Source organism: Achromobacter sp. D7-1, from assembly GCF_059760445.1.
In genome coordinates, this window is the sequence record NZ_JCBAMT010000004.1 from 114,561 (window position 1) to 138,569 (window position 24,009).

A 24,009-nucleotide genomic window follows, 5' to 3' on the forward strand; every position below is an offset into this window, starting at 1 on the left:
AAACTCGAACATTATTGTCTCATCCTCGAAAGCGGGCCACAGCCCGCAGCCGTATCGTGACTGCTTTCCCTGGAAGGACGCAGCATGCTTTATCTGATTCTGGCCCTGTTCGGCTGCTTGAGCGGCGTGACCACCGTGCTGTTCGGTTTCGGCGGCGGTTTCGTCGTGGTGCCCGTGCTGTACGCGGTGCTGACGTCCGCGCACGGGGCGCACGACGCCATCGGCCTGGCGGCCATGCACATCGCGGTGGCCACGTCCACCTGCGTCATGATCGTGAATTCGATCGCGGCCACGCGCAAGCACCAGCGCGCCGGCAACATCCTGCGCGCCTATGTGTGGCCCCTGGCCGGCTTCATCGCCGTGGGCGCGGCGTTGGGCGCGCTGGCCGCCACCCGCGCCAGCGGCGATCTGGTGCGCTATGCCTTCATCGCCTACTTGGGCGTGACCATCCTGGACTGCCTCTTGCGCCAGGGCTTCATGGCGCAGGGGGACGAGCGGCCCCGTCCGCTGGGCCACGGCGTGCTGGTGGGCGGCGGCCTGGCCATCGGCGTGGTCGCTGCCTTCCTGGGGGTGGGCGGCAGCGTCATGACCGTGCCGCTGCTGCGGCGCCGCGGCCTGCCCATGGCCAAGGCGGCGGCGATGGCCAATCCGCTGACGCTGCCCGTGGCGGTGGTGGGAACGCTGGCCTACATGGCGGCAGCCGGCGGCCTGGCCGCGCCCCTGGCGCCGTGGATCGTGGGCTATGTGGATCTGCTGGCCTTCGCCGCATTGGCGCTGGGCTCGTTGGCCGGCATCCGCCTGGCCGCGCCGCTGATCCCGCGCATCCCGGACCATCTGCACGCCCGGGTCTATGTGCTGCTGCTGGCGCTGGTGATGCTGAGCATGCTGCTCATCTAGGACCCGTCCCGCAAAAACCTAAGGAAACATCGCGGCCAGCAGCGACTACGAAACCGCGCAAAACGTTTCCGCCGCGCCCTTGGGGGGCTCCCTCCCAGGGCGCTTGCGCATCCCGTGGCCTGCCGACACAGGAAAACACATCGCGAAACTTGCCCCGAGGCGGGCCGGGTTGTCATCATGGCCCGACATTCAACCGGAACAAGGAGGTTTCATGCAGCGTTCCACTTATGCATTCCTGTCCGCCGCCGTGCTGGCGACGGCGCTGTCCGGTGCTCCCGCCCTTGCGCAGCAAGCCAGCCAGGCCCAAGGCCAGACCCAGGCCCAGCCGCGCATGGCGCCCCCGCCCGCGATCCAGCCGACCGACCAGCAACTGCAGCGTTTCGCTTCGGCATCGCAGAAGATTTCCGGCGTCGTCGACGAATACCGCCCCAAGGTCGACGCCGCCAAGACGGATCAGGCCAAGCAGAAGGTCGTTGAGGAAGCCGACGCCAAGATGGTGAAGCTGGTGCAGGCCGACGGCCTGAGCGTCGAGGAATTCAACGGCATCGGCCAGGCCATACAGCAGGACCCCCAGCTCAAGCAACGCTTGATGAGCATGGGCAAGGGCGCCCCCGCCGCGAAGTAAGGCTCTCCGAGAGCTAGCCCTGGCGCCATCCGTCCTACTCTGGACGGGTGGCGTTTTTTTGTTTTCCGGTTGCCGTCCTGCCCTGCTTCACCCTGCCCGCCGCGGCCTTGAGCAGGCGCTGGAAAGTCGGGCATTGCGCATGGTTGGGGGCCGGACATACCGCGGCATGGCGCAAGCCCTGGCTCATGGCCCGCAAGCGCTTGATGGTCGCGTCGATGCTGTCGGCCTTGTCCAGCAACAACTGCCGGTCCACCTGCGGCGCTCCCTCGGGGGTGAGCATGGCCTGGATCTCGTCCAGCGACAGGCCGCCGGCCTGCCCCAGCGCAATCAGCGCCAGTTGATCCAGCACGCCGGGCGCAAAGCGCCGACGCTCGCCGGCGGCGCTGACCGCCGCGATCAAGCCCTTATTTTCATAGAACCGCAGCGTGGAGGCCGGCAGGCCCGTGCGCCGGACCACTTCCGAAATATCCATGGCGCTCTCCTTGACTTGAAGTTGACTTCAACTTTTATCATGCCCGCATACGATGATTTCATCAATGCAAGGACCGGACATGATATCGATGGAAATAGCGGCAAAAGTAGTTTTGATCGGGATCGGCGCGACCGTCGTGATGGACCTGTGGGCCATGCTCCAGAAGGCCCTGGGCATGCCCACGCTGGGCTACGCGATGGTTGGCCGCTGGGCCGGCCACTTGTGCCTGGGCACATACGCGCACGCCAATATCGGCCGGGCCGAGCCCATACCCGGCGAATCACCTCTGGGGTGGACGATCCACTACGCCGTGGGCCTCGCTTTCGCCGCGCTGCTGATCGGCGTCCAGGGCGCGGCGTGGCTGCGCGATCCCACCTGGCTGCCTGCCGTGGCCGTGGGCCTGGCGACCGTCGTCATGCCCTTCTTCCTGATGCAGCCCGCCATGGGCGCGGGCATCGCCGCATCCCGCACGCCTACGCCCTGGAAGAACCGCCTGCGCAGCCTGGTGACGCATGCGGTGTTCGGGTACGGCCTTTATCTGTCCGCCGCCTTGCTCAAGCTGGTGTGGGACTGACGCCTTCCCGGCATGCTCCAGGCCGAGCCATCTAAGATGGAGCCGAGCAGGAATCCCCTGAACGACCCAGACCCGGAGGAATTTTGACCTTGACCGCAAAACCCTCTGACGAACTGACGATCCGCCGCGCGAGCGTGGAGGATGCTCCCGCCGTATTGCAGATCTTCGACGAGGTGATTGCCTGGTTCGTCGGCATGGGCAACGAGGGCCAATGGGGAAGCGAGCCCTGGTCGGCGTTGCCGCAGCGTATCGCACGAGTGACGGAGTCCTGCGCGCTGCCCGGGGCCTGGGTGGCCGAGGGGCCGGGAGGCGGCATCCATGGCGCGCTGGTGTTGGGCGACGCCATGCCTTACGTGCCCGCGGCGACCGGCCCGGAAGTCTACGTGAGACTGCTCGTCGCCTCCCGGGATGCGCGGGCGCGCGGCATCGGCAGACGCCTGCTGGCCTTTGCCGATGACCAGGCGCGTGCCGCGGGGGTGGACCGCCTGCGCGTGGACTGCTACGGCGGCGGCAGCGAAGCCCTGGTGCGCTTTTATGAATCCTGCGGCTACGCCCGGATCTCGACCTTCGACGTAAACGGTTGGCCCGGCCAATTGTTGGGCCGCAAACTTGGGTAGACCCTGAATGACTGCAATTCCAGACGCTTTCCTCGCACACTACTTCGACCGCATCGGCTATCACGGCCCCGTCGAACCCACGCTGGACGCGCTGCGGCAACTCCATCTGCTGCATCCGCAAGCCATCCCGTTTGAAAACCTGGCGCCGTATACCGGCCAGCGCGTTCCACTGGACCTGGACGCCCTTGTTGAAAAGATGATCGCGCGGCGGCGCGGCGGATACTGCTTCGAGCACAACACGCTGCTACTCGCCGTACTGCGACAGATGGGCTTTCACGTCACCCCGCTGATCGCGCGGGTGCGTTGGCAGGTGCCCGCGGAAATCCACACGGGGCTGACCCATATGCTGTTGCGCGTGGAACTGGAGGGCCGCAGCTGGTTCGCCGACGTAGCCTTCGGATCCACTACGCAGACCGCCCCTCTGGAATTCCTGCCCGGTATCGCTCAAACCACTCCCCACGGCGTGTTCCGCATCGCCCAGGCGGGAGATGAGCTGAGCCTGGAGTTCCAGACGTCCGCCGGCTGGCAGACGGTATATCGCTACACGCTGGAACCCGCGGCCGACGTGGATTTTGAAATCGGCAACTGGTACACCTCGACCCATCCCCAGTCGGTGTTCCTGAACAGCCTGCTCATCAGCCGCACCCAGCCCGGCGCCCGCGAACTGATGGTGAACGATACCTACACCCGCCGCGACAACGACGGCAGCCTGCAGAAGCATCAATATGCCGACGCGTCGGCGTGGGCAGCATGCCTGCGGCAACGCTTCGACCTCGATCTTGGCCTCGATGAAGCCGTCAGCCTGTTCCGGCGTGTCGCGGCGCACAGCGCTGAAGCGGGCGTCGCCGAACTCGCTCCAGGCTGACCTTGCCGAACGGCCAGCGCGCGCGTTGTCGGGCGCCAGTCAGCCTTGCTGCCTGCGCAACCGGTTATCCTATTCCGGATTCCCTCACCGACACGTAGAAGGAGCGCAGTATCTTGACCCCGGAACTCACCCTCTATGACCTGGCCGGCGCCGATGCCTCGCTGCGCTTCAGCCCGCATTGCTGGAAGACCCACATGGCCCTGGCCCACAAGGGCCTGAGCGCGACCACGGTGCCCTGGCGCTTCACGGAAAAGGAAGCGATCGACTTTTCCGGCCAGAAGCTGGTACCGGTGCTGGTCAACGGCACGCATGTGGTCAGCGATTCCTGGCAGATCGCCTGCTATCTGGAAGACACCTTCCCCGAGCGGCCCTCGCTGTTCGGCGGCGCCAGCGGCCGCGCGCTGAGCCTGTTCGCGAATTCATGGGCCGACACCACGCTGGTGCCGACGCTGGCGCGGCTGCTGCTGCCCAGCATCCACGGCCTGATCCATGAAAAAGACCGGGACTATTTTCGCGCCACGCGGGAAAAGCGCTTCGGCAAGCTGGAAGACCTGCCCGCGGGCTACGAGGATCAGGTTGCCGCCTTGCGTTCCGCGCTGCTGCCCTTGCGGCAGATGCTGGGCAAGCAGCCCTATCTGGCGGGCGAGCAGCCGGCCTATGCCGACTATGCCGTGTTCGGCATGTTCATGTGGGCGCGCTGCACCAGCGCGCTGGAACTGCTGGCCGGGGACGACCCAGTCCATGCCTGGCGCGAGCGGCTGCTCGACGCCTACGGCGGCCTGGCGCGCCGCGCACCGACGGCGCAATCCTGAGAGGCGCCTGCCCCGCGTTGGCGGGCGTCAGGTCTTCAGCCGGTAGCCGGTCTTGAAGATCCAGCGCACGCCGACCAGGCAGGCCAGCAGGAACACCAGCGTCATGCCCACGCTGACGCCGACGCTGACGTCCGACACGCCATAAAAGGCCCAGCGGAAGCCGCTGACCAGGTAGACCACCGGGTTGAACAGAGTGGCGGTCTGCCAGAACGGCGGCAGCATCTTGATCGAATAGAAGGTGCCGCCCAGGAAGGTCAGCGGCGTGATGATCATCAGCGGGATGATCTGCAGCTTCTCGAAGCCGTCGGCCCAGATGCCGATGATGAAGCCGAACAGGCTGAAGGTGACGGCCGTCAGCACCAGGAAGCCCAGCATCCAGAACGGATGCGCGACCTCGAACGACACGAACAGGCGCGCCGTGGCCAGCATGATCAGCCCCAGGATGATGGACTTGCTGGCGGCGGCCCCAACGTAGCCCATGACGATCTCCACGTAGGAGATGGGCGCCGAGTGGATTTCGTAGATGGTGCCCGAGAACCTGGGCATGTAGATGCCGAAGGACGCGTTGGCGATGCTTTGCGTCAGCAGCGACAGCATGATCATGCCGGGCACGATGAAGGCCCCGTAGCTCACGCCGTCGATCTCGACCATGTGCGAGCCGATGGCGGAGCCGAACACCACGAAGTACAGCGAGGTGGAGATCACGGGCGACAGCACGCTTTGCATCAGCGTGCGCCAGGCGCGGGCCATTTCAAACAGGTAGATAGCGCGGATGGCGTAGAAGTTCATGATTGACCGTGCACCAGGCTGACAAAGATATCCTCGAGCGAGCTTTCCGACGAATTCAGGTCGGTGAATTCGATCTCCAGCCGGGCGAGTTCGTGCAGCAGCCGGGAGATTTCCCCGCCGCCCTGGTTATCGTAGGTGTAGACCAGCTTGTGGCCGTTGTCGGACAGGTCCAGCTGGAAGGCGTCCAGCGCCGTGGGGATGCCGGGCAGCGGCGCCTTCAGGGTCAGCGCCAGCTGGCGCTTGCCCAGCTTGGCCATCAGCGCGTGCTTTTCCTCGACCAGGATGATCTCGCCCTTGCGGATCACGCCGATGCGGTCGGCCATTTCCTGGGCTTCCTCGATGTAGTGCGTGGTCAGGATGATGGTGACGCCGCTTTCGCGCAGCTGCCGCACCATTTCCCACATGCCGCGCCGCAGTTCAACGTCCACGCCGGCGGTGGGTTCGTCCAGGAACAGGATGGCGGGTTCGTGCGACAGCGCCTTGGCGATCATGACGCGGCGTTTCATGCCGCCGGACAGCGCCATGATGCGGCTGTCCTTCTTGTCCCACAGGGACAGGTCGCGCAGCACTTTCTCGACGTAGGCGTGGTCCGCCGGCTTGCCGAACAGGCCGCGGCTGAAGTTGACCGTGTTCCAGACGCTTTCGAACGCGTCGGTCGAGATCTCTTGCGGCACCAGGCCGATCTTGGCGCGGGCCGCCCGGAATTCCGAGACGATGTCGTGGCCGTCGGCCAGCACGCGGCCGGCGGTGGGATTGACGATGCCGCAGATGATGCTGATCAGCGTGGTCTTGCCCGCGCCGTTGGGCCCGAGCAGGGCGAAGATCTCGCCGCGCCGGATGTCCAGGTTCACGCTCTTGAGCGCCTGGAATCCGGATGCGTACCGTTTGGATAGATCCTGAACTGAAATGACCGGCTGCACACGCGCCCCCGACTGGATGGATAGCCAGGGATTTTAACCGTCATGCGTGACAGGCTTGTTCGGTGTGACGGAACAGTGTGTTTGGCGGACTGCGCAATCCCTGCTCAGCGCCCCCAGCGCAGCACCAGCGGGTCCAGGCGGCGGGCGGTCTCCAGCAGGCCCTGGCGGACCTCCTCGCGCATGGCCGGCAGCGGGTGGCGCGGCGCCTCGCAGGCGATCACCCCGCCGGCCTTCATCAAGGCCTTGGCACTGAGGATGCCGCCCTGACGATTCTCGTAATTGATCAGGGGCAGCCAGCGTTCGTACAGGCGGTAGGCCTCGTCCCGCCTGCCGGCGCGGTGGGCCTCGATGATGGGGCGCAGGCCGTCGGCGAAACCGCCGCCGGTCATGGAGCCCGTGGCGCCGGCGTCCAGGTCTGGCAGCAGGGTGATGGCTTCCTCGCCATCCCAGGGGCCTTCCACGGCAGCGCCGCCCGACGCGATCAGGTCGCGCAGCTTGGAGGCCGCGCCCGCCGTCTCGATCTTGAAGTAGGCCACGTGTTCGATCTCGCGCGCCATCCGCGCCAACGCCTGGGCCGACAGCGGCGTGCCCGCGACCGGCGCATCCTGGATCATGATGGGGATGTCCACCGCATCGGACACGCGCTGGAAGAACCCCGTCACCTGTTCCTCGGACACGCGGATCGTGGCGCCATGGTAGGGCGGCATGATCATCAGCATGGCGGCGCCCTGCTCCTGCGCACGGCGGCTGCGCGCGGCGCAGACCTGGGTGCTGAAGTGCGTGGTGGTCACGATGACCGGCACGCGGCCGGCGACGTGCTCCAGGATGGTCCGCGTCAGTATCTCGCGCTCGTCGTCCGACAGCACGAACTGCTCCGAGAAATTAGCCAGGATGCAGAGGCCATCGACGCCCGAGTCGATCATGAAATCCACTGCCCGCTTCTGGCTGGGGAGGTCCAGCTCGCCGGACTCGGTAAAGGTGGTGGGGACCACCGGGAATATGCCGCGATAGCGCGGGTTCTGGTAGGTAGCCATGGTTATTCGATGATGTTGAAGTGCTTGAGGTATTCGGTCTTCAGCGTCAGGCCCAGCCCGGGCTTGTCGTCGTCCAGGTCGATGAAGCCTTCCTTGGCCACCGGCTCGCCGTCGAAGATGTAATAGAACAGCTCGTTGCCGACTTCCACGTCGAACATGGGGAAGTACTCGCTCATCGGCGAAGCCAGCGTGCTCATCGTCAGGTGGTAGTTGTGCATCTGGCCGGCATGCGGCACGACCGGCACGCTGTAGGCCTCGCACAGCGCGTTGATCTTGTGCGCCGCCGTGATGCCGCCGACGCGGTTGGTGTCGTACTGCACCACCGACACCGCCTTGCGGTCCAGCAGCTGCTTGAAGCCGTAGAGCGAGAACTCGTGCTCGCCGCCGGAGATCGGAATCGAGGTCAGCTGGTTCAGTTCCGCATAGCCGTCGATGTCGTCGGCGATGACCGGTTCTTCCAGCCAGCGCGGCTCGAATTTCTCCAGCTTGGGCAGGATGCGCTTGGCGTATTCCAGGTTCCAGCCCATGTAGCACTCCAGCATCAGGTCGGTGTCGTAGCCGATCACCTCGCGCACCGCCTCCACCGATTTCAGGTTCTCCGACACGCCCTTCTGCAGATGCGCCGGACCATAGCCGAAACGCATCTTGAAGGCCGTGAAGCCCTGGTCCAGATAGGTCTGGGCTTCCTCCTGCATGGCTTTCAGGTCGGTTCGGTAGAGCTTGGAGTAATAGACCGGGATCTTCTCCTTGGTGCGGCCGCCCAACAGCTTGAAGACGGGCTTGTTCACCGACTTGCCCAGGATGTCCCAGATGGCCAGGTCGATGGCCGAAATCGCGGCCATGGTCACGCCCTTGCGGCCCCAGGCGTGGGTGGACCGGTACATGCGCTGCCACAGGTATTCGTAATCCCAGGGATCCTGCCCGATCACCAGCGGCGCCAGGTACTGGTCGATGATGGCCTTGGCCACGCGCGGCGCCAGCGCCACATTGCCCAGGCCGACGATGCCATCGTCCGTCTCCACCTCGACCACGGTCCAGCCGTGGAAACGGAAGGTGCTCATGGTTTCCTGCTTGGAATACAGCAGGTCCATGGCGTTGGAGCAGAAGTTGCCCTGCGGCGGCACGGTCTTGCCGGTCCATTCGTAGACGCGGGCGCGGACGGATTTGATCTTCATGTAGCGTTCCTGCTTGAAATTGGGGGTACGGAGTGAATACGGCGGATCAGCCCGCCTGCGTCCGCGAGGCGCGGTGCGACAGGCCCATGCGGCAAGCGATCAGAAAGGCCTGCCAGGTGGCGTCCAGGTTGGCGCGACCCTGGCCGGCGATGTCATACGCCGTGCCGTGCGCCGGCGTGGTGATGGGAATGGGCAGGCCGCCCTGCACCGTCACACCGCGCGAGAAGCCCAGCAGCTTGATCGCGATCTGGCCCTGGTCGTGGTACATGGTGACGATGGCCTGGAACTCGCCGGCCTGCGCCTTCAGGAAGATGGTGTCGGCCGGGAACGGCCCCTGCACCGGCAGGCCTTCCTCGTTCAGCTGGCGCACGGCCGGCGCGATGATGTCCACCTCTTCGCGGCCGCAGGTGCCGCCGTCGCCGCCATGCGGGTTGAAGGCGGCCACCGCCACGCGCGGCTCGGCCATGCCGTTGGCCTGCAGCGAACGGTAGATCAGGCGGGTCGCGGCCTTGATGCCGTCGATGCTGAGCACGGCCGCCGCGTCCTTCAACGGAATGTGCGAGGAAACGCGCGAGGTCCACAGATCGCCCAGCGTGTTGAATTCGCAGAAGTACCCGGTCACGCCCAGGTACTTCGCGAAGTGATGCAGCTCGTCGTCATGCCCCAGGCCGCCCAGCTTCATGGCGTACTTGTTCAGGGGCGCGAAGCAGATGGCGTCGACATGGCCGTCGCGCGCCGCGTCCATGCAGGCGTTGAGCACCCGCAACACGGATGCGCCACCCGCCGCCTCGGCCTGGCCGAGGTGCACCTGGCCGGGCTGGATGGTGTCCATGGCCAGCCAGGCGGGCGCGCCGCTGTCCGGCCGGCCGCGCACCGCCTCGATGCTATCCACGGCTTGGGTGGCGACCTGCACGCCCGCCACCCGCTGGCCTTCGCGCCACAGCCACTCGTCGCCCACCAGCACGATGTTTGCCCGCTGCGTGGCTTCTGACCTGGCCAGCAGGCGCGCGATCAGTTCGGCGCCGATGCCGGCGGGATCGCCCAGGGTCAGGGCGATGACGGGTTTCTGCTGCGTGCTCATGTCTGGGTCATTCCACGGAAATGTTGTTCTTCTTGATGACGCCGGCGTAGCGCTGGTTCTCGCTCTTGTGGAACTGCGCGAACTGCTCCTGGGTCATCGGGTTGATGTCGGCGCCGATCGCCTGCAGGCGGGCCTGCGTGTCCGGCAGCGCCAGGATGCCGTTGACCGCGTCATGGATACGTTTCTGGTTGGCGGCGGGCGTGGCGCTGGGCATGTAGATGCCATACCAGGCGCTCATTTCCACGCCGGGCACGCCGGCTTCGGCCATGGTCGGCACGTCGGGCAGCTGGGCGTTGCGCTTGGCGCTAAGGACGGCCAGCGCGCGCACCTTGCCGCTCTTGATATGGGGAATCACGGAAGACGCGGTCTCGAACGCGATCTGCACCTGGCCGCCCATCAAGTCCACCAGCGCCGGGCCGCTGCCGCGGTACGGGATGTGGATCATCTGCACACCGGTGGCGTCCTTGAACAGTTCGGCGGCGATGTGCTGGGTGCTGCCGGAACCGCTGCTGGCGAAGTTGTAGGTACCCGGCTTGCTCTTGAGCAGCGCGACCAGTTCCTGCACCGACTTGGCCGGCACGTCGTTGTTGACCACCAGGATGTTGGGCACGGCGCCCACGAACACCACCGGCGTCAGGTCGCGGTCGTTGTCGTAGCCCAGCTTCAACAGGTGCGGCGCGATGGCGTGGGCGGTCGAGACGCCCATCACCATGGTGTGGCCGTCGGTGGACTTGGCCGCCAGGTCGGCCGCCAGCGTATTGGATGCGCCGGGCTTGTTCTCCACCACCACGGTCTGCTTGAGCAGAGGACCCAGCTTGTCGGCCACCGCGCGCGCCATGGCGTCGGTGCCGCCGCCCGGGGCCGATCCCACCAGCAGGCGCAGGGGCTTGTTGGGCCAGTCGGCGTTTTGCGCCTGGGCAGGCGCCAGGGCCGACAGGCACAGGGCGCCGGCCGCCATCGCGGCCAATAGCCGAGTCTTCATGGTTGTCTCCTTGGTTGATGTTTTTTTGCCCTGGGACGGGCAATCTTTTATGGGTCCATCTTAGAAAGAAGCTTCGTTTCCGTAAAATGAAACTTTTGCACCAATCGTTCACCTGAGGCGATCAATCATGGAACGCGCCATCCACGTCCCCGCCCTGCTGGCCCGCCTGCGCATGCGGCAGATCGTCCTGCTGCTGGCGATCGAAGAGCGCGGCACCCTGCGCGCGGCCGCCAGCCAGCTCAACATGACCCAGTCCGCCGCCAGCAAGATGCTGCACGAACTGGAGCTGGCCATCGGCCAGCCGCTGTATGGCCGGGTCGGCCGCGGCCTGGCCCTGACCGCGGCCGGCGAGTGCGTGATGGGATACTTCCGGGGCATGCGCGGGACGGTCTCGTCGCTGGCCCGCGAACTGGAGGAGCTGCGCCTGGGCAGCGCCGGCAAGCTGTTCATCGGCAGCATCATGGCGGCCTCGCCCGGCCACCTGACCGACGCCCTGCTGCGGCTGAAGCAAACCTATCCGCTGCTGGCGGTGGAGATTTCCACCGACACCAGCGACCTGCTGATCGGCCGCATGAACGAGGGCAAGCTGGACGTGGTGATCGGCCGCATGCTGACACTCTCCGACAGCCAGTACGTCTTTCGCCCCATCGGCGACGAGGCCTTGTCGGTGATCGCGGCGGTGGACCATCCATTGGCCGGCCGCAAGCGCGTGGGCTTCGAGGCCATGCTGGCGTATCCCTGGGTGCTGCAGCCGCATGGCAGTCCGATGCGCGACGTGATCGAACAGGAGTTCCGTTCGCACAACGCCGCCACACCCAAGGGACTGATCGAATCGGCCTCCATCCTGACCACCACCAACCTGGCGATGAAATCAACCATGCTGGGGGTGATACCGGAATCAGTGGCCAGCCGCTACGCGGCGCATGGCCTCCTGGCGATACTGCCCTACCAGATCCGGCAGAGCCTCACGGCCTTCGGCAGCATCGTGCCGCGGGACCGGCCGCTGAGCGCGGCCGCGCGTCATTTCGTAGGCCTGCTGCACGGCGACGAGGCGGTTTGAGGCCGCGCAATGTAAAGGAGAAAACGGCCCCCGGCGCAGGGAAAAACAGGTCTGGCGCAGTACAATCGCGTGTTGCGCATCGCGCGTTTTTTTGATCGAGGTCCACACGTGAGCGCATTGCCCGCCTGTCCCAAGTGCAAGTCCGAATACACCTATGAAGACGGCGCCCTCTACGTCTGCCCGGAATGCGCGCACGAATGGTCGTCGCAAGCCGCCGAGTCCTCCGACGAAGCGGCCAAGGTCTATCTCGATTCGGCCGGCAACGTGCTGCAGGACGGCGATACCGTCACCGTCATCAAGGACCTGAAGCTCAAGGGGTCGGGCGGCGTGATCAAGATGGGCACCAAGGTCAAGGGCATCCGCCTGGTCGATAGCGACCACGACATCGACTGCAAGATCGACGGCTTCGGACCGATGAGCTTGAAGTCGGAGTTCGTGAAGAAGGTCTAGCAGCGCGGCGCGTGGTGGGTTGCGCGCGGTGGAGCTTCCGGGTTCTTGCCGGAAGTCTTGCGCGCCCTGCCCATCCTACAGATCCTCGGTTTCTTCCGGCTTGGGCATCAGGTACGCCGTCAGCGTGCTGGACAGTCCCGCCATCACCCATAGCACGAAGAAAGACACGGTATAGAACCCCGTGCGTCCCGTAGGGACGTGGCCGAAAATCGCCACGTCCAGCGGATCGATCAGGGCGAAGATCAGCGCGCTCCCCGCCGCGGCCGCCATGAACGACGGCCACAGGATCCACATCAATGATCGCAAGCCCATCTGTTGTTCTCCCGGGTTACGGATTGGCGCTGGGCGCAACCTGCTCGATGACCAGGCCGCGCTTGACCACGCCCTCCTGGATCGGCTGGTTGCTGAAGTTCGAGAAGGCGAAGTAGATCGTGATGAAGCAGCCTATCATGGCCGCGAACGGGCCTGCCATCAGGATCCAGGGCCAGGGTTCGCGGTACCAGGGCTTGGCGGCTTTGGCGGATTGGGCGGGGTTCATGGGCATATCCTTTTCAATGCTCAGTCGGGTACATAGAAGCTGGCGGGCTCGTCGGTCTCGACCGGACGGCTCTCGCCGTCCTGGCCGCGCGCGCGCAGCGTGATGGCATGGGCGCCGGGCTCGGCGCCGGCCGGCGCGCGGATCACCATGGGTACCAGCTTGTTGGCCGCCGCTTCGACGTCGACCGTATCCGAACCCTGCTGCCCCATCATCACCTTCAGGCCGGGCATGCCTTCGGCCGCGAGCTGCAAGCGCATCGGCTGGTCGGAAGTATTGATGATCTGCAGGCGGTACACGTTCTCGATCATGCCGCCGGCGACTTCGCGTCCCAGCGCGCCGCGGTCGCGGATCACATCCACCCGCAAGGGGTTGCGCAGGGCCAGCGAGACCACGAAGGCAATGGCCAGCGCCAGGATCAGCGTGCCGTAGATCAGCACCCGCGGACGCAGCAGATGGGATCGGGCGCTCTTGGTGGATAGCCCGTCCAGCATGGCGCGTTCCGAGGTGTAGCGGATCAGGCCCGGCTCGTACTGCATCTTGTCCATGACCTGTTCGCAAGCGTCGATACAGGCGCCGCAGCCTATGCACATGTATTGCAGGCCGTCGCGGATGTCGATGCCGGTCGGGCAGACCTGCACGCACAGGCTGCAATCGACGCAGTCGCCCAGGCCGGCGGCCTTGTGGTCCACCTTGCGCGAACGGCCGCCTCGCGGATCGCCGCGGCGCTTGTCGTAGGTGACCACGAAGGTGTCGGGATCCACCATCACGCTCTGGAAGCGTGCGTAGGGGCACATGTACTTGCACACGGACTCGCGCATGAAGCCCGCGTTGCCCCAGGTGGCGAAGCCGTAGAACAGCATCCAGAACCACTGCCAGGGGCCCAGTTGCAGCGCGAACAGCTCATGGCCGAGTTCGCGGATGGGAGCGAAATAGCCGATGAAGGTTGAGCCCGTCCACCAGGCCAGCGCGATCCACAGGAAGTGCTTGGTGATCTTGAGACGCGCCTTGCGCCAGGTCCAGGGCGATTCGTCCAGGCGGATGCGCGCGACGCGGTCGCCTTCGACCTTGCGCTCGATCCACATGAAGATTTCGGTATAGACGGTCTGCGGACAGGCGTAGCCGCAGAACAGCCGCCCCGCCACCGCGGTGAACAGGAACAGCGCCAGCGCCGAGATCACCAGCAGCACAGCCAGGTAGACCACGTCCTGCGGCCACAGCACCAGGCCGAATAGATAGAACTTGCGCGCGCCCAGGTCGAACAGCACCGCCTGGCGGCCGTTCCACTGCAGCCAGGGCAGACCGTAGAAAATCAGCTGCGTAAGAAAGACAAACGCGATGCGCCAGCGGGCGAAGATGCCGCTGACGGAACGCGGGTAGATCTTGCTGCGCACGCCCGCCAGCGTCTGTTCCAGGGTTTCCGTCCCGGGACGCGGCGGCCTCACGTGCGGCCGCCAGGGCGGCGGGTCACCGTCAGGCGAATTGCCGACCCTTGCGGCTGACCCATCTTCCATTTGCTGCTCCCTGCTGTAAGTCCAGTGATATGGGGGCCGCGCCAGGCGCGGCCCCCGGACAAGCTCTGTAAAGCCTTTACTTCGTTGCCGTGGCCGGCGCGGCGCTCGCCGTCGCTTCGGGTTTGTTCGACAGGCCCCACACCCATGCGGTCAGGATCTTGATCTGCTCGGGCGTCAGGATGTCGCCGTGCGCCGGCATGCGGTTATCGCGGCCATCCAGGATGGTCTTGACGATGGTGGCCTCGGAACTGCCGTAGAGCCAGACGTCGTCCGTCAAGTTGGGCGCGCCCAGCGCCTGATTGCCCTTGCCGTCGACACCGTGACAGGCCACGCAGTAATTGGCGAACTCGCGCTTGCCGCGGAACACGCGGACCGGATCGGCCGTCAGGTCCGACAGCGAACGCACGTATTGCGCGATGTCGCCAGCGGTCTTGGCGTCGATCGCGGCCTTCCACGGCGGCATGACGCCTATACGGCCCTGCGTGATGGTCTGCGTGATGGCTTCAGGCGAACCGCCATGCAGCCAGTCGCCGTCGGCCAGGTTGGGGAAGCTGGGTCCGCCCTTGGCGTCCGAGCCATGGCATTGCGCGCAGGTGTTCAGGAACAGGCGCTGGCCGATTTCGCGGGCGCCCGGATCCTGGGCGATCTGCGGAATGTCCATGGTTTCGAAGCGCGCGTAGATCGGGCGTACGGCCTCGGCCATCTTGGCCTGCTGCCTGGCCACTTCTTCCGTGCTGCTGTAGCCCAGCTGGCCCTTGTATTCGCCCAGGCCCGGCATGAAGAACAGGTAGCCCAGGGCGAAGGCGCAGGCCAGCAGGTACATCCAGGTCCACCAGCCCGGCACCGGGTTGTTCAGCTCGGTCAGGTCGCCGTCCCAGACGTGGCCCGTGTCCTCGACCTTGCCGTTGGCCGGCTTGGTGCTGAGCCAGCGACGCTGCGTGTACAGCAGCCAGACGCACCAGACCACGCCGCCCACGGCGACGATCGAGATGAAATACCCCCAGAAGCCATTGACGAAATCGCTCATGACCGATTCGCTCCATCTTGTTGTCCCTGCCCGAACTCATCGGGCAGTGCGAACGGCAGCATGGCCGATTCGCGGTTGGCGCTCTGGCGGCCGCGCGAGCAGGCCCACCAGACGATGCCGAAGAAAGTTGCCATCGAGATGGCGGTGACGATTGCGCTCAGGTAGCCCAGCATGATCAGCCTCCCGCGGCCGCGGGCGCGGCGGCTTGAGTGGCGGGCTGCGCGGCGGACTGGGCCGCCTTTTTGGCCGCTTCCGCCTGCTTGGCCTGTTCGGCCTGCTTGGCCTTGCGCACGCCCACGCCCAACCCTTGCAGGTAGGCGACCAGCGCGTCTTCCTCGGTCTTGCCTTCGATGGCTTGGGGCGCCGCGGCGATCTCCTCGTCCGTGTAGGGCACGCCCAGCTTGCGCAGGGCGCGCATGCGGTCGCTCACGTTCTCGCCGGTGATGACGGTCTTTTCCAGCCAGGGATAGGCTGGCATGTTGGACTCCGGCACCACCTTGCGCGGGTCGCGCAGGTGGATGCGGTGCCAGTCGTCGGAATAGCGCTCGCCCACGCGCGCCAGGTCGGGACCGGTGCGTTTGGAGCCCCACAGGAACGGATGGTCGAACACCGATTCCGCGGCGATCGAATACGAACCGTAGCGCTGCACTTCGGCAGCCAGCACCCGCACCTGCTGCGAGTGGCAGCCGACGCAGCCTTCGCGGATGTAGACGTCGCGGCCCATCAGGCGCAGCGGGCTGTAAGGTTCGACGCCCGCGACGGGCTGGGTCGTGCTGTGCTGGAAGAACAGCGGCACGATCTGGACCAGGCCCGCGAAGGACACCACCAGGATGCTGGCGATGATCATCCAGCCGATGTTCTTCTCGAGCGTCTGGTGGGAAAAGAAACCAGATTTCTTGTTGGCCATGATGTCCTCGTCAAACAGTGGCCGGCGCGGCGGTCACGGGGACCGGCTGGCGTGCGGCATGGGGATCGTCTTGCGGAATGGCGGGGTTGACCGGCTGCGCGCCGCGCACCGTCATCCACACGTTCCAGGCCATGACGAACACACCCGACAGGAACAAAGTGCCACCCAGCAAACGGATCAGGTAGTACGGGACGCGCGTCTTCAGTTCTTCCACGAAGCTGTAGACCAGGGTGCCGTCGCTGGCGGTATCGCGCCACATCAGGCCCTGCTGCACGCCGGCGATCCACATGGCGGCGATGTACAGCACCACGCCGATGGTCGCGATCCAGAAGTGCAGTTCGATGGCCTTGACGCTGTACATCTTTTCGCGGCCATACAGGCGCGGGATCAGGTAGTAGAGCGAGCCGAAGGAGATCATGGCGACCCAGCCCAGCGCGCCCGAGTGCACGTGGCCGATGGTCCAGTCCGTGTAGTGCGACAGCGCGTTGACCGTGCGGATCGACATCATCGAGCCTTCGAAGGTCGACATGCCGTAGAACGACAGCGCCGTCACCATGAACTTCAGGATCGGATCGGTGCGCAGCTTGTACCAGGCGCCCTGCAAGGTCATGATGCCGTTGATCATGCCGCCCCAGGACGGCGCCAGCAGGATCAGCGAGAAGGTCATGCCCAGCGACTGGGTCCAGTCGGGCAGCGAGGTGTACAGCAGATGGTGCGGGCCCGCCCACATGTACGTGAAGGCCAGCGCCCAGAAGTGGACGATGGACAGGCGGTAGGAATAGATGGGACGGCCGGCCTGCTTGGGCACGAAGTAATACATCATGCCGAGGAAGCTGGTGGTCAGGAAGAAGCCCACCGCGTTGTGGCCGTACCACCACTGCACCATGGCGTCCTGCACGCCGGAGTAGGCGGAATAGGACTTCCACAGCGACACCGGCATCTCGATGTTATTGAAGATGTGCAGGATGGCGATGGTCAGGATGTACGAGCCGAAGAACCAGTTGGCCACGTAGATGTGCTTGGAACGGCGCTTGATGATGGTGCCGAAGAACACGATGGCATAGGCCACCCAGACCAGGGTGATCAGGATGTCGATGGGCCATTCCAGTTCAGCGTATTCCTTGCTGCTGGTGAAGCCCATGGGCAAGGTGATGGCGGCGGCGACGATGACGATCTGCCAGCCCCAGAACGTGAACGCGGCCAGCGGGCCGCAGAACAGGCGCGCCTGACAGGTGCGCTGGACCACGTAGTACGAGGTCGTGAACAGCGCGCTGCCGCCGAAGGCGAAAATCACCGCGTTGGTGTGCAGCGGGCGCAGGCGGCCGTAGCTCAGCCATGCGGTGTCAAAGTTCAGCTGCGGCCAGATAAGCTGCGCAGCGAGAAAAACGCCCACAGCCATGCCAACGATGCCCCACACTACCGTCATGAGCGCGAACTGCCTCACGATCTTGTAGTTGAAGGTGTCGGCCTTGCTTGCGATTGCGGCGCAATCGTTCATCGCCCTTCCCCTAAAGTAACAAATAGCTCCAGACTGCAATGATGGGACTAGTCACTAGGGGCAGCGTTGATCTGGATCAAGCATCTGGCTGCGCGCAGGGGAACGCGGCGCCGGCGCAACGGGTCCAGGCGCGAAATCAAACGCGGCGTTCAGCCGCGCGACTGGCGGGTCCGCTGTCGTCATCGAGCAGGATGGCGCGGCCGGCGTCGTCGGTGTCGTCGTACTGGCCGTTGAAGACGGCCCACCACAGCGACACGCCGATGGCCAGCACGAACAGCAGCGACAAGGGCAGCAGCAGATAGAGGATGGTCATTGCGCCGCTTCCAGCGCCGCGGCGGGCGCTGGCGCGCCAGACCAGTCGCGGCGGCAAAGGCGCCACGAGTTGTAGGCCACCGCTAGCGAGGACACCAGCATGGTGATCGCGGCCAGCCACGGCGTGACCCAGCCGACCAGCGCCAGCGGCGTCATCAGCAGATGCCAGATCAGCGAACCGTACAGGTTCTGGCGCGCGCGGCGGCGCGCCTCGCCCAACAGCTCATCCAACGCCGCGTCCGGCATGTGGGGATGGGCGGCCAGCGCCGAATGGGCGGAGGCCATGGCGGTGGGCACCGCCATCGACATGGCGCAGGGACAGCTCATCACCAAGAGCGCCACCATCACCGGGATGCTGTGCGCCGGATCGATATAGGTCCAGGCGGCCGCGGCGGCCAGCGCCAGCGCGACCTGGGCCATGACGAAGCGCGAGGCCAGCCGGTCGGCGCGCGCGCCAAGTTCCAGACGCTGCGCCTCCACGCGCTCGTGGCGCGATCCGCCCGCCGCGCCGCCGAAGGACTGGCGGGCGCACAGTTCCAGGTAGCGCGCGGTCAGCAGAAAGGCCACGAACATCGTGACCGAGTCGAAGTACACCTCGCCCCGCCCCGTATAGGTGGCGTGGACGCTGGGTATGAAGGCGGCGACGATGCCCAGGGCCACCGGCACGTCCATGCCGGCGCGGCCGTGGCGCAGGTTGTCGCCCGCGTGGCGCCAGATCGGCCAGGCCGAATACACCACCACCGGCACGGTCAGCGCGAAGCTGGCCCAGTTCATCAGCACGATGGCCCAGTCCAGCGTTTCCAGCGCATCGGCGGGCATGCTTTCATGGCGCAGGTAGCCGGGCCAGGCGAACATCATCACCTGCATCATCGCCAGCCACGCCAGCGACAGGCGCACCAGCGCATGGCGGCGCTGCTGGCGGTCGGCGTCGGACAGGCTGGCCGGGACGGCGAAGATCGATTTTGCTCGCATGCGCCGATGTTACTCAGCGCGTTACAAGACTGCCTTGATCTGGATCAAGGCGGGTCCGGCCGGTTTGCCCCGGCAACGCGGACGGGCTCGGCGCCGCCCGGATTGGAGGAGCCCGGCTCTGGGGGCCGGGCTCGGGAGCGCCTGGCTCAGGGCCGCTGGCGACGCAGCACGTCCACCACCGCCCGCATCAAGCTGGCCAGTTCGTCCTCGGCCATGGTCAGCGCCGGAGTCAGGTAAACCACATTGCCGAAAGGCCGCACCCAGACGCCGGCTTCGACCAGGCGCCGCTTCAGGCCCTCGCGGTCGGCGATGCCGTCCAGTTCGACCACGCCGATCGCGCCCAGCACGCGCACGTCGCGCACCCAGGGCAGTTCGCGGCAGGGCTCCAGGCCCGCCGCCAGCGCCACCGAGATCGCCTGCGCCTGCGCCAGCCGCGGCTGGGTCTCGAACAGATCCAGCGAGGCGTTGGCCGCGGCGCAGGCCAGCGCGTTGCCCATGAAGGTGGGGCCGTGCATCAGCGCATGCGAGGGATCGTCGGACCAAAAAGCCTCGAACACGCGCTTGCTGGCCACCGTGGCCGCCAGCGGCAAGGTGCCGCCGGTCAGCGCCTTGGACAAGGTCACGATGTCCGGACGGATGCCGGCCTGTTCGAAGGCGAACATGCTGCCCGTGCGGCCAAAGCCGGTGAAGATCTCGTCGAAGATCAGCAACAGGCCATGGCGGTCGGCCAGGCGACGCAGGCGGCGCAATACTTCCGGGTCATGCAGCAGCATGCCGCCTGCGCCCTGCACCAGCGGTTCGACCAGGATGCCGGCCAGCCGGGATCCATGAACCTCCAGGTGGGCCTCCAGCGCGGCCAGCTCGGCCTCGCCGCGCGGCAGGTCGACGATGTCGTGCCCGGCCAGCATGCCGCGGAACAGGCTGTGCATGCCCTCGTCCGGATCGCAGACCGCCATGGTGCCGAAGGTGTCGCCGTGATAGCCGCCGCGGAACGCCAGGAAGCGGCTGCGGCCGCGTTCGCCCTGGTTCAGCCAGTACTGCAACGCCATCTTCATGGCGACTTCCACCGCCACCGAGCCGGAATCCGTATAGAAGACGCGGTCCAGCCCCGGCCCCAGCATGGCGGCCAGGCGGCGCGCCAGGGTCAGCGCCGGCTCATGGGTCAGCCCGCCGAACATGACGTGCGGCATGGCGTCCAGCTGCGCGCGCACCGCCTGGGCAATGTGCGGATGGTTATACCCATGGCAGGCCGTCCACCAGGACGCGACGCCGTCGATCAGGCTGCGGCCATCGGCCAGTTCGAGCCTGCTGCCGTGGCTGCGCACCACGGGCAGCGGCGGCGTCGCCGTCTTCATTTGGGCATAGGGGAGCCAGATATGGGGCTGGCCCTGGGCCACCCAGTCGGGCGTGTGCATGATTCACCTCTCGATACCGGCGGCGCGCCTGGGGTCCGTCCGGCGGATCCGGCCAGGACAGGGGCGGCGCCCGCCTCCACTACAATGGCTCGCATTCTACGGCCAGGCGCGGGCACGCCCGCTGCCGGGCCGCTGCCGGAAATATTGATGTCCAAGCTGGATCCGCTTTTCTCCTCCGAATTGGCGCGCGCCGAAACGCGCCGCGTGCGCCGCCGCCTGCGCACCGCCACCACCGCCGCTCCGGGACGCCTGGTCCTCGAGGGCGAGCCGGTCCTGAACTTCTCCAGCAACGATTACCTCGGCCTGTCGCGGCATCCGCTGCTGGTCGAACGGTCGCGCGAATGGGCGGCCCGCCACGGTGCGGGCGCCCAGGCCTCGCGCCTGGTGACGGGCAACCTGGACCTGCACGAACAGGTGGAGGCCAAGCTGGCTCGGCTGAAGGGCACTGAAGCCGCGCTGCTGCTGGCCTCGGGCTGGCAGGCCAATGCCGCCGTGCTGCCGGCGCTGCTGCGCGCCGCCGCCAGCCAGGGCGAGGTCGAGCTGTACGCCGACAAGCTCAACCATGCCAGCCTGCACCACGGTTGCCAGGCGGCGGGCGTGAAGCAGATCCGTTTCCGGCACAACGACCTGGACCATCTGGAAAGCCTGCTGGCGGCCAGGGCGCAAGCCGAGGCCCCCGGCCAGACCGTGTCGCGATTCATCGTCACCGAAAGCGTGTTCAGCATGGACGGCGACCGGACCGACGTGGAACGGTTGGCCGCCCTGGCCGACCGCTACCGCGCCTTCGTCTACCTGGACGAGGCGCACGCCACCGGCGTGCTGGGTCCCAACGGCATGGGCCTGGCGGGACTGGCGCCCGGCCGCATCGACCTGGCCATGGGCACCTTCAGCAAGGCGCTGGGCGGATTCGGCGCCTATGTGGCCGGTTCACGCGCGTTGTGCGACTACCTGATCAACGCCTGCTCAGGCTTCATCTACACGACGGCGCTGCCGCCCGCGGTGCTGGGCGCCATGGATGCGGCGCTGGACCTGGTGCCCACGCTGGACGCCGAACGCGCCCGGCTGGCGACCTCGGGCGACAACCTGCGCGCCGCGCTGCGCTGCATGGGATTGGACACGGGGGCATCCTCCACCCAGATCGTGCCCGCCATCGTGGGCGACGAAGCCCGCGCCCTGGCGCTGGCCTCGGGGCTGGAACAGCGCGGCCTGCTGGCCGTGGCGATCCGCCCGCCCACCGTCCCCGCCGGCACCAGCCGCCTGCGCGTCACGCTCAGCGCAGCGCACCGCGACGTGGACGTGGCGCGGCTGATCGATGGCTTCGCCGCCGCGCTGGCGTGATGGGCGCTGCCTCCATGCAAGCCGGTATGCCCCGCCCCACCCTGCTGTTCGTGCACGGCTGGGCTTTCGACGCCTCGGTCTGGGCGCCGCTGCGCGCCGAACTCCAGGAATGGCCGCAAGCCGTTTTTGATGCCGGCTACTTCGGACCTGAGCGAGAGCCGGCCATCGGGGGCCCGGCGATCGCCATCGGCCATTCGCTGGGCGTGCTGCGCCTGCTGCGCCAACTGCCGCCAGGCTGCCTGGGACTGGTGTCCATCAACGGCTTCGCGCGCTTCACCGCCGGCGCGGACTTCGAAGCCGGCGTCGCGCCGCGCGTGCTGGAGCGCATGTCGAGGCGGCTGTCCTCGGACCCCGTGGCGGTGCTGCGCGACTTCCGCCAGCGCTGCGGCGACGACTCCGATGTCGGCGAGCCGCGGCTGGCGCCGCTGGCGCGCGACCTGCAAGCCTTGCGCGACGAAGACCGGCGCGCGGCCTTGGCGGCGCTGCCCGTGCCGCTGCTGGTCCTGTCCGGCGCGGACGATCCCATCGTTCCCGCGCCCATGACGCAGGCAGGCTTTGCCGGCCGGGCCGACGCGGAGATCCGCGAACGCCCGGGCGGCGGCCACCTGTTGCCGGTGTCGGATCCCGCCTGGTGCGCGGCGCATATCCGCGCCTTCATTTCCCGCCTGGCGGCCGCCGCATGACCCAAGCCCCGCGCAACGCCGGAATCGGCGCGCGCTTCGGCGCCGCGGCCCAGGCCTATGAAGACCACGCGTCGATCCAGCGCATGGCGGCCGAGCGGCTGGCCAGCGATATCGCCCTGCTGCCCTTGCCCGGCCGTCCGCGCATCCTGGAGATCGGCTGCGGCACCGGCCTGCTGACCCAGGCGCTGGCGCGCCGCATCGGTCCGGCCGACTGGACCGTCACCGACATCGCTCCCGGCATGCTGGCTGCCTCGCAACGCGGCCCGGCCCTGCCGGGCACGGCCCGCTACCAATTGCTGGACGGCGAGCATCCGGCCGGGCTTGCGGGCGGCTATGACCTGATCTGCTCCAGCCTGGCGGTACAGTGGTTTTCAGATCTGAACGCGGGGCTGGGCCGGCTGGCCGCGCTGCTGGCGCCGGGCGGCTGCCTGGCGGTGGCAACGCTGGCGGACGGCACGTTCCAGGAATGGCAGGATGCCCATGCCGCGGCCGGACTGAGCGCCGCCACGCCGCGCTATCCCGCCGTTGCCGCCATCCATCCGTACAGGGGCAATCTGGCCGGTGGCGTGCGCAGCGAACGGCTGATACAAAATCATCCTGACGGACTGCGTTTCCTGCGCGGTCTCAAGGGCATAGGCGCCACCGCGCCCGCCCCCGGGCGCGCGCCTCTGGGCGCGGCGCAGTTGCGGCGGGTATTGGCGGCGTTTGACGAACAAGGAGCCGGGGTGACCTATCACCTGGCCTACGGTATGTGGAAAAAAACCAAGCAACACCCCACCGGCGTTTTCGTGACCGGCACGGATACCGGCATCGGCAAGACCCTGGTGTCCGCGATCCTCGCGCGCGCCTGGAACGCCGACTACTGGAAACCGGTGCAGACGGGCGTGGCGGAAGAGCCAGGCGACACCGAAACCGTGGCGCAACTAGCCGGGCTGCCGCCTGAGCGCCTGCATCTGCCCGCCTATGTGCTGCAGGCGCCGCTGTCGCCCTGGGCCGCCGCCACGCTGGAAGACACCATCGTCGACGCCACCAGCATCGTGCCGCCGGCCACGCAGGCGCCGCTGATCGTGGAAGGCGCGGGCGGCCTCTACGTGCCGATCGACGACAGCCACATGATGATCGACCTGATCGCGCGGCTGGACCTGCCGGTGGTGCTGGCCGCGCGCAGCGGCCTGGGCACCATCAACCACACCCTGCTCAGTCTGGAAGCCCTCAAGCGCCGCGGCATTCCGGTGCTGGGCGTGATCATGAGCGGGCCGCTTTCGGCGGGCAACAAGGAAGCCATCGAGCGCTTCGGCGAGGTGCGCGTGCTGGCCGAGATTCCACCCCTGTCCAAGGTCGACGCGCAAACCGTCGCGGCGCTGGCCAGCGCCATTCCGCCACTGGCGGAATGCCTGCAGGCGCTGGGCGATGCGCCGGCCGTAGCCAGCTAGGCCCCGCACGCGGCCCCGGAAA

At 66.8% G+C, this 24,009-nt stretch carries 28 protein-coding genes; 11 read left to right on the plus strand and 17 right to left on the minus strand.

All coding sequences use genetic code 11. From position 1 onward, the window contains the following. Positions 1–84 precede the first annotated feature (84 nt). A complete protein-coding gene (locus tag AC6LKD_RS03445; RefSeq protein WP_498115090.1) occupies positions 85–897 on the plus strand; it encodes a sulfite exporter TauE/SafE family protein in 813 nt (270 codons plus the stop codon). A 211-nt stretch (positions 898–1,108) separates the two neighbouring features. Beyond that, positions 1,109–1,522 (plus strand): DUF4168 domain-containing protein, encoded by a 414-nt coding sequence (locus AC6LKD_RS03450; protein WP_013394970.1) that lies wholly within the window; start codon positions 1,109–1,111, stop codon positions 1,520–1,522. A 34-nt stretch (positions 1,523–1,556) separates the two neighbouring features. Here the strand turns inward: AC6LKD_RS03450 and AC6LKD_RS03455 are convergent, their stop codons facing one another. Next, on the minus strand, positions 1,557–1,994 hold the full coding sequence (locus tag AC6LKD_RS03455) for a helix-turn-helix domain-containing protein (RefSeq protein WP_013394971.1): 438 nt from the start codon (positions 1,992–1,994) through the stop codon (positions 1,557–1,559). Between the two features lie 79 nt (positions 1,995–2,073). Between AC6LKD_RS03455 and AC6LKD_RS03460 the strand changes: the two genes are divergently transcribed. From AC6LKD_RS03460 to AC6LKD_RS03475, 4 genes are all read left to right on the plus strand, one after another. After that, positions 2,074–2,568 (plus strand): DUF2938 domain-containing protein, encoded by a 495-nt coding sequence (locus AC6LKD_RS03460; RefSeq protein WP_498115092.1) that lies wholly within the window; start codon positions 2,074–2,076, stop codon positions 2,566–2,568. 89 nt (positions 2,569–2,657) lie between these two features. Further along, entirely contained in the window at positions 2,658–3,185 is a 528-nt protein-coding gene (locus AC6LKD_RS03465) for a GNAT family N-acetyltransferase (protein WP_498115093.1), read from the plus strand. A gap of 16 nt (positions 3,186–3,201) precedes the next feature. Further along, a complete protein-coding gene (locus tag AC6LKD_RS03470) occupies positions 3,202–4,050 on the plus strand; it encodes an arylamine N-acetyltransferase family protein (protein ID WP_498115109.1) in 849 nt (282 codons plus the stop codon). 113 nt (positions 4,051–4,163) lie between these two features. After that, positions 4,164–4,862: a glutathione S-transferase family protein gene (locus tag AC6LKD_RS03475; RefSeq protein ID WP_498115094.1), complete on the plus strand. Its 699-nt coding sequence runs from the start codon at positions 4,164–4,166 to the stop codon at positions 4,860–4,862. A gap of 27 nt (positions 4,863–4,889) precedes the next feature. Here AC6LKD_RS03475 and AC6LKD_RS03480 read toward each other — a convergent pair whose 3' ends face one another. From AC6LKD_RS03480 to AC6LKD_RS03505, 6 genes are all read right to left on the minus strand, one after another. Next, entirely contained in the window at positions 4,890–5,651 is a 762-nt protein-coding gene (locus AC6LKD_RS03480) for an ABC transporter permease (protein ID WP_207469266.1), read from the minus strand. Next, the gene (locus tag AC6LKD_RS03485) at positions 5,648–6,571 is read right to left on the minus strand and encodes an ABC transporter ATP-binding protein (protein WP_013394977.1); all 924 of its coding nucleotides are present in this window, start codon (positions 6,569–6,571) and stop codon (positions 5,648–5,650) included. The genes AC6LKD_RS03480 and AC6LKD_RS03485 overlap by 4 nt, the downstream gene beginning before the upstream one ends. A gap of 104 nt (positions 6,572–6,675) precedes the next feature. Continuing rightward, a complete protein-coding gene (locus AC6LKD_RS03490) occupies positions 6,676–7,605 on the minus strand; it encodes a dihydrodipicolinate synthase family protein (RefSeq protein ID WP_498115096.1) in 930 nt (309 codons plus the stop codon). Positions 7,606–7,607: 2 nt separating this feature from the next. Then, complete coding sequence (locus AC6LKD_RS03495) at positions 7,608–8,780, minus strand: L-rhamnonate dehydratase (protein WP_207469265.1); 1,173 nt, start codon at positions 8,778–8,780, stop codon at positions 7,608–7,610. Positions 8,781–8,826: 46 nt separating this feature from the next. After that, positions 8,827–9,861 carry a 4-hydroxythreonine-4-phosphate dehydrogenase PdxA gene (locus AC6LKD_RS03500; protein ID WP_498115098.1) on the minus strand — a complete coding sequence of 345 codons (1,035 nt, stop codon included), beginning with the start codon at positions 9,859–9,861 and terminating at the stop codon, positions 8,827–8,829. Positions 9,862–9,868: 7 nt separating this feature from the next. Continuing rightward, positions 9,869–10,843, minus strand: coding sequence for a Bug family tripartite tricarboxylate transporter substrate binding protein (locus AC6LKD_RS03505; protein ID WP_492276235.1), 975 nt, complete (start codon positions 10,841–10,843; stop codon positions 9,869–9,871). Positions 10,844–10,970: 127 nt separating this feature from the next. Between AC6LKD_RS03505 and AC6LKD_RS03510 the strand changes: the two genes are divergently transcribed. Both AC6LKD_RS03510 and AC6LKD_RS03515 read left to right on the plus strand, forming a co-directional pair. After that, a complete protein-coding gene (locus tag AC6LKD_RS03510) occupies positions 10,971–11,903 on the plus strand; it encodes a LysR family transcriptional regulator (RefSeq protein ID WP_498115099.1) in 933 nt (310 codons plus the stop codon). 108 nt (positions 11,904–12,011) lie between these two features. Beyond that, positions 12,012–12,353: a zinc ribbon domain-containing protein YjdM gene (locus tag AC6LKD_RS03515; RefSeq protein ID WP_492276237.1), complete on the plus strand. Its 342-nt coding sequence runs from the start codon at positions 12,012–12,014 to the stop codon at positions 12,351–12,353. 75 nt (positions 12,354–12,428) lie between these two features. Here AC6LKD_RS03515 and AC6LKD_RS03520 read toward each other — a convergent pair whose 3' ends face one another. The 10 genes from AC6LKD_RS03520 to AC6LKD_RS03565 all read right to left on the minus strand — a co-directional run bounded on the left by AC6LKD_RS03520 (position 12,429) and on the right by AC6LKD_RS03565 (position 20,533). After that, positions 12,429–12,665: a hypothetical protein gene (locus AC6LKD_RS03520; RefSeq protein ID WP_013394984.1), complete on the minus strand. Its 237-nt coding sequence runs from the start codon at positions 12,663–12,665 to the stop codon at positions 12,429–12,431. Positions 12,666–12,681: 16 nt separating this feature from the next. After that, entirely contained in the window at positions 12,682–12,891 is a 210-nt protein-coding gene (locus AC6LKD_RS03525; protein ID WP_013394985.1) for a FixH family protein, read from the minus strand. 20 nt (positions 12,892–12,911) lie between these two features. Then, complete coding sequence (gene ccoG / locus AC6LKD_RS03530; protein WP_013394986.1) at positions 12,912–14,402, minus strand: cytochrome c oxidase accessory protein CcoG; 1,491 nt, start codon at positions 14,400–14,402, stop codon at positions 12,912–12,914. A 76-nt stretch (positions 14,403–14,478) separates the two neighbouring features. After that, on the minus strand, positions 14,479–15,429 hold the full coding sequence (gene ccoP, locus AC6LKD_RS03535) for a cytochrome-c oxidase, cbb3-type subunit III (protein ID WP_013394987.1): 951 nt from the start codon (positions 15,427–15,429) through the stop codon (positions 14,479–14,481). Further along, positions 15,426–15,602: a cbb3-type cytochrome oxidase subunit 3 gene (locus AC6LKD_RS03540; RefSeq protein ID WP_013394988.1), complete on the minus strand. Its 177-nt coding sequence runs from the start codon at positions 15,600–15,602 to the stop codon at positions 15,426–15,428. Before AC6LKD_RS03540 ends, ccoP begins: the two co-directional genes overlap by 4 nt. Positions 15,603–15,604: 2 nt before the next feature. Next, on the minus strand, positions 15,605–16,336 hold the full coding sequence (gene ccoO / locus AC6LKD_RS03545; RefSeq protein ID WP_492276239.1) for a cytochrome-c oxidase, cbb3-type subunit II: 732 nt from the start codon (positions 16,334–16,336) through the stop codon (positions 15,605–15,607). Positions 16,337–16,346: 10 nt separating this feature from the next. Continuing rightward, complete coding sequence (ccoN, locus tag AC6LKD_RS03550) at positions 16,347–17,834, minus strand: cytochrome-c oxidase, cbb3-type subunit I (protein ID WP_013394990.1); 1,488 nt, start codon at positions 17,832–17,834, stop codon at positions 16,347–16,349. A 136-nt stretch (positions 17,835–17,970) separates the two neighbouring features. Beyond that, positions 17,971–18,147 carry a cbb3-type cytochrome oxidase assembly protein CcoS gene (gene ccoS, locus AC6LKD_RS03555; RefSeq protein ID WP_013394991.1) on the minus strand — a complete coding sequence of 59 codons (177 nt, stop codon included), beginning with the start codon at positions 18,145–18,147 and terminating at the stop codon, positions 17,971–17,973. Beyond that, positions 18,144–19,118 (minus strand): hypothetical protein, encoded by a 975-nt coding sequence (locus tag AC6LKD_RS03560; protein ID WP_498115101.1) that lies wholly within the window; start codon positions 19,116–19,118, stop codon positions 18,144–18,146. The genes ccoS and AC6LKD_RS03560 overlap by 4 nt, the downstream gene beginning before the upstream one ends. A gap of 146 nt (positions 19,119–19,264) precedes the next feature. Next, a complete protein-coding gene (locus tag AC6LKD_RS03565; protein ID WP_498115103.1) occupies positions 19,265–20,533 on the minus strand; it encodes an adenosylmethionine--8-amino-7-oxononanoate transaminase in 1,269 nt (422 codons plus the stop codon). Between the two features lie 147 nt (positions 20,534–20,680). Here AC6LKD_RS03565 and AC6LKD_RS03570 point away from each other — a divergent pair, with 147 nt between their 5' ends. The 3 genes from AC6LKD_RS03570 to bioD are packed head-to-tail and all read left to right on the plus strand — an operon-like array spanning position 20,681 to position 23,987. Then, complete coding sequence (locus AC6LKD_RS03570) at positions 20,681–21,871, plus strand: aminotransferase class I/II-fold pyridoxal phosphate-dependent enzyme (RefSeq protein ID WP_498115105.1); 1,191 nt, start codon at positions 20,681–20,683, stop codon at positions 21,869–21,871. 26 nt (positions 21,872–21,897) lie between these two features. After that, on the plus strand, positions 21,898–22,554 hold the full coding sequence (locus tag AC6LKD_RS03575) for an alpha/beta fold hydrolase (protein WP_498115106.1): 657 nt from the start codon (positions 21,898–21,900) through the stop codon (positions 22,552–22,554). Beyond that, positions 22,551–23,987, plus strand: coding sequence for a dethiobiotin synthase (gene bioD, locus AC6LKD_RS03580; RefSeq protein ID WP_498115107.1), 1,437 nt, complete (start codon positions 22,551–22,553; stop codon positions 23,985–23,987). Before AC6LKD_RS03575 ends, bioD begins: the two co-directional genes overlap by 4 nt. Positions 23,988–24,009 lie beyond the last annotated feature (22 nt).

Coding starts and splice junctions, on each gene's coding strand:
- AC6LKD_RS03510 (WP_498115099.1), top strand. CDS start 10,971: ATGGAACGCGCCATCCACGTCCCCGCCCTGCTGGCCCGCCTGCGCATG.
- bioD (WP_498115107.1), top strand. CDS start 22,551: ATGACCCAAGCCCCGCGCAACGCCGGAATCGGCGCGCGCTTCGGCGCC.
- AC6LKD_RS03500 (WP_498115098.1), bottom strand. CDS start 9,861: ATGAGCACGCAGCAGAAACCCGTCATCGCCCTGACCCTGGGCGATCCC.
- AC6LKD_RS03445 (WP_498115090.1), top strand. CDS start 85: ATGCTTTATCTGATTCTGGCCCTGTTCGGCTGCTTGAGCGGCGTGACC.
- ccoS (WP_013394991.1), bottom strand. CDS start 18,147: ATGACCATCCTCTATCTGCTGCTGCCCTTGTCGCTGCTGTTCGTGCTG.
- AC6LKD_RS03560 (WP_498115101.1), bottom strand. CDS start 19,118: ATGCGAGCAAAATCGATCTTCGCCGTCCCGGCCAGCCTGTCCGACGCC.
- AC6LKD_RS03480 (WP_207469266.1), bottom strand. CDS start 5,651: ATGAACTTCTACGCCATCCGCGCTATCTACCTGTTTGAAATGGCCCGC.
- ccoG (WP_013394986.1), bottom strand. CDS start 14,402: ATGGAAGATGGGTCAGCCGCAAGGGTCGGCAATTCGCCTGACGGTGAC.
- AC6LKD_RS03490 (WP_498115096.1), bottom strand. CDS start 7,605: ATGGCTACCTACCAGAACCCGCGCTATCGCGGCATATTCCCGGTGGTC.
- AC6LKD_RS03570 (WP_498115105.1), top strand. CDS start 20,681: ATGTCCAAGCTGGATCCGCTTTTCTCCTCCGAATTGGCGCGCGCCGAA.
- ccoP (WP_013394987.1), bottom strand. CDS start 15,429: ATGAGCGATTTCGTCAATGGCTTCTGGGGGTATTTCATCTCGATCGTC.
- AC6LKD_RS03565 (WP_498115103.1), bottom strand. CDS start 20,533: ATGCACACGCCCGACTGGGTGGCCCAGGGCCAGCCCCATATCTGGCTC.
- AC6LKD_RS03505 (WP_492276235.1), bottom strand. CDS start 10,843: ATGAAGACTCGGCTATTGGCCGCGATGGCGGCCGGCGCCCTGTGCCTG.
- AC6LKD_RS03455 (WP_013394971.1), bottom strand. CDS start 1,994: ATGGATATTTCGGAAGTGGTCCGGCGCACGGGCCTGCCGGCCTCCACG.
- AC6LKD_RS03450 (WP_013394970.1), top strand. CDS start 1,109: ATGCAGCGTTCCACTTATGCATTCCTGTCCGCCGCCGTGCTGGCGACG.
- ccoN (WP_013394990.1), bottom strand. CDS start 17,834: ATGAACGATTGCGCCGCAATCGCAAGCAAGGCCGACACCTTCAACTAC.
- AC6LKD_RS03525 (WP_013394985.1), bottom strand. CDS start 12,891: ATGAACCCCGCCCAATCCGCCAAAGCCGCCAAGCCCTGGTACCGCGAA.
- AC6LKD_RS03460 (WP_498115092.1), top strand. CDS start 2,074: ATGATATCGATGGAAATAGCGGCAAAAGTAGTTTTGATCGGGATCGGC.
- ccoO (WP_492276239.1), bottom strand. CDS start 16,336: ATGGCCAACAAGAAATCTGGTTTCTTTTCCCACCAGACGCTCGAGAAG.
- AC6LKD_RS03495 (WP_207469265.1), bottom strand. CDS start 8,780: ATGAAGATCAAATCCGTCCGCGCCCGCGTCTACGAATGGACCGGCAAG.
- AC6LKD_RS03540 (WP_013394988.1), bottom strand. CDS start 15,602: ATGCTGGGCTACCTGAGCGCAATCGTCACCGCCATCTCGATGGCAACT.
- AC6LKD_RS03520 (WP_013394984.1), bottom strand. CDS start 12,665: ATGGGCTTGCGATCATTGATGTGGATCCTGTGGCCGTCGTTCATGGCG.
- AC6LKD_RS03575 (WP_498115106.1), top strand. CDS start 21,898: ATGCCCCGCCCCACCCTGCTGTTCGTGCACGGCTGGGCTTTCGACGCC.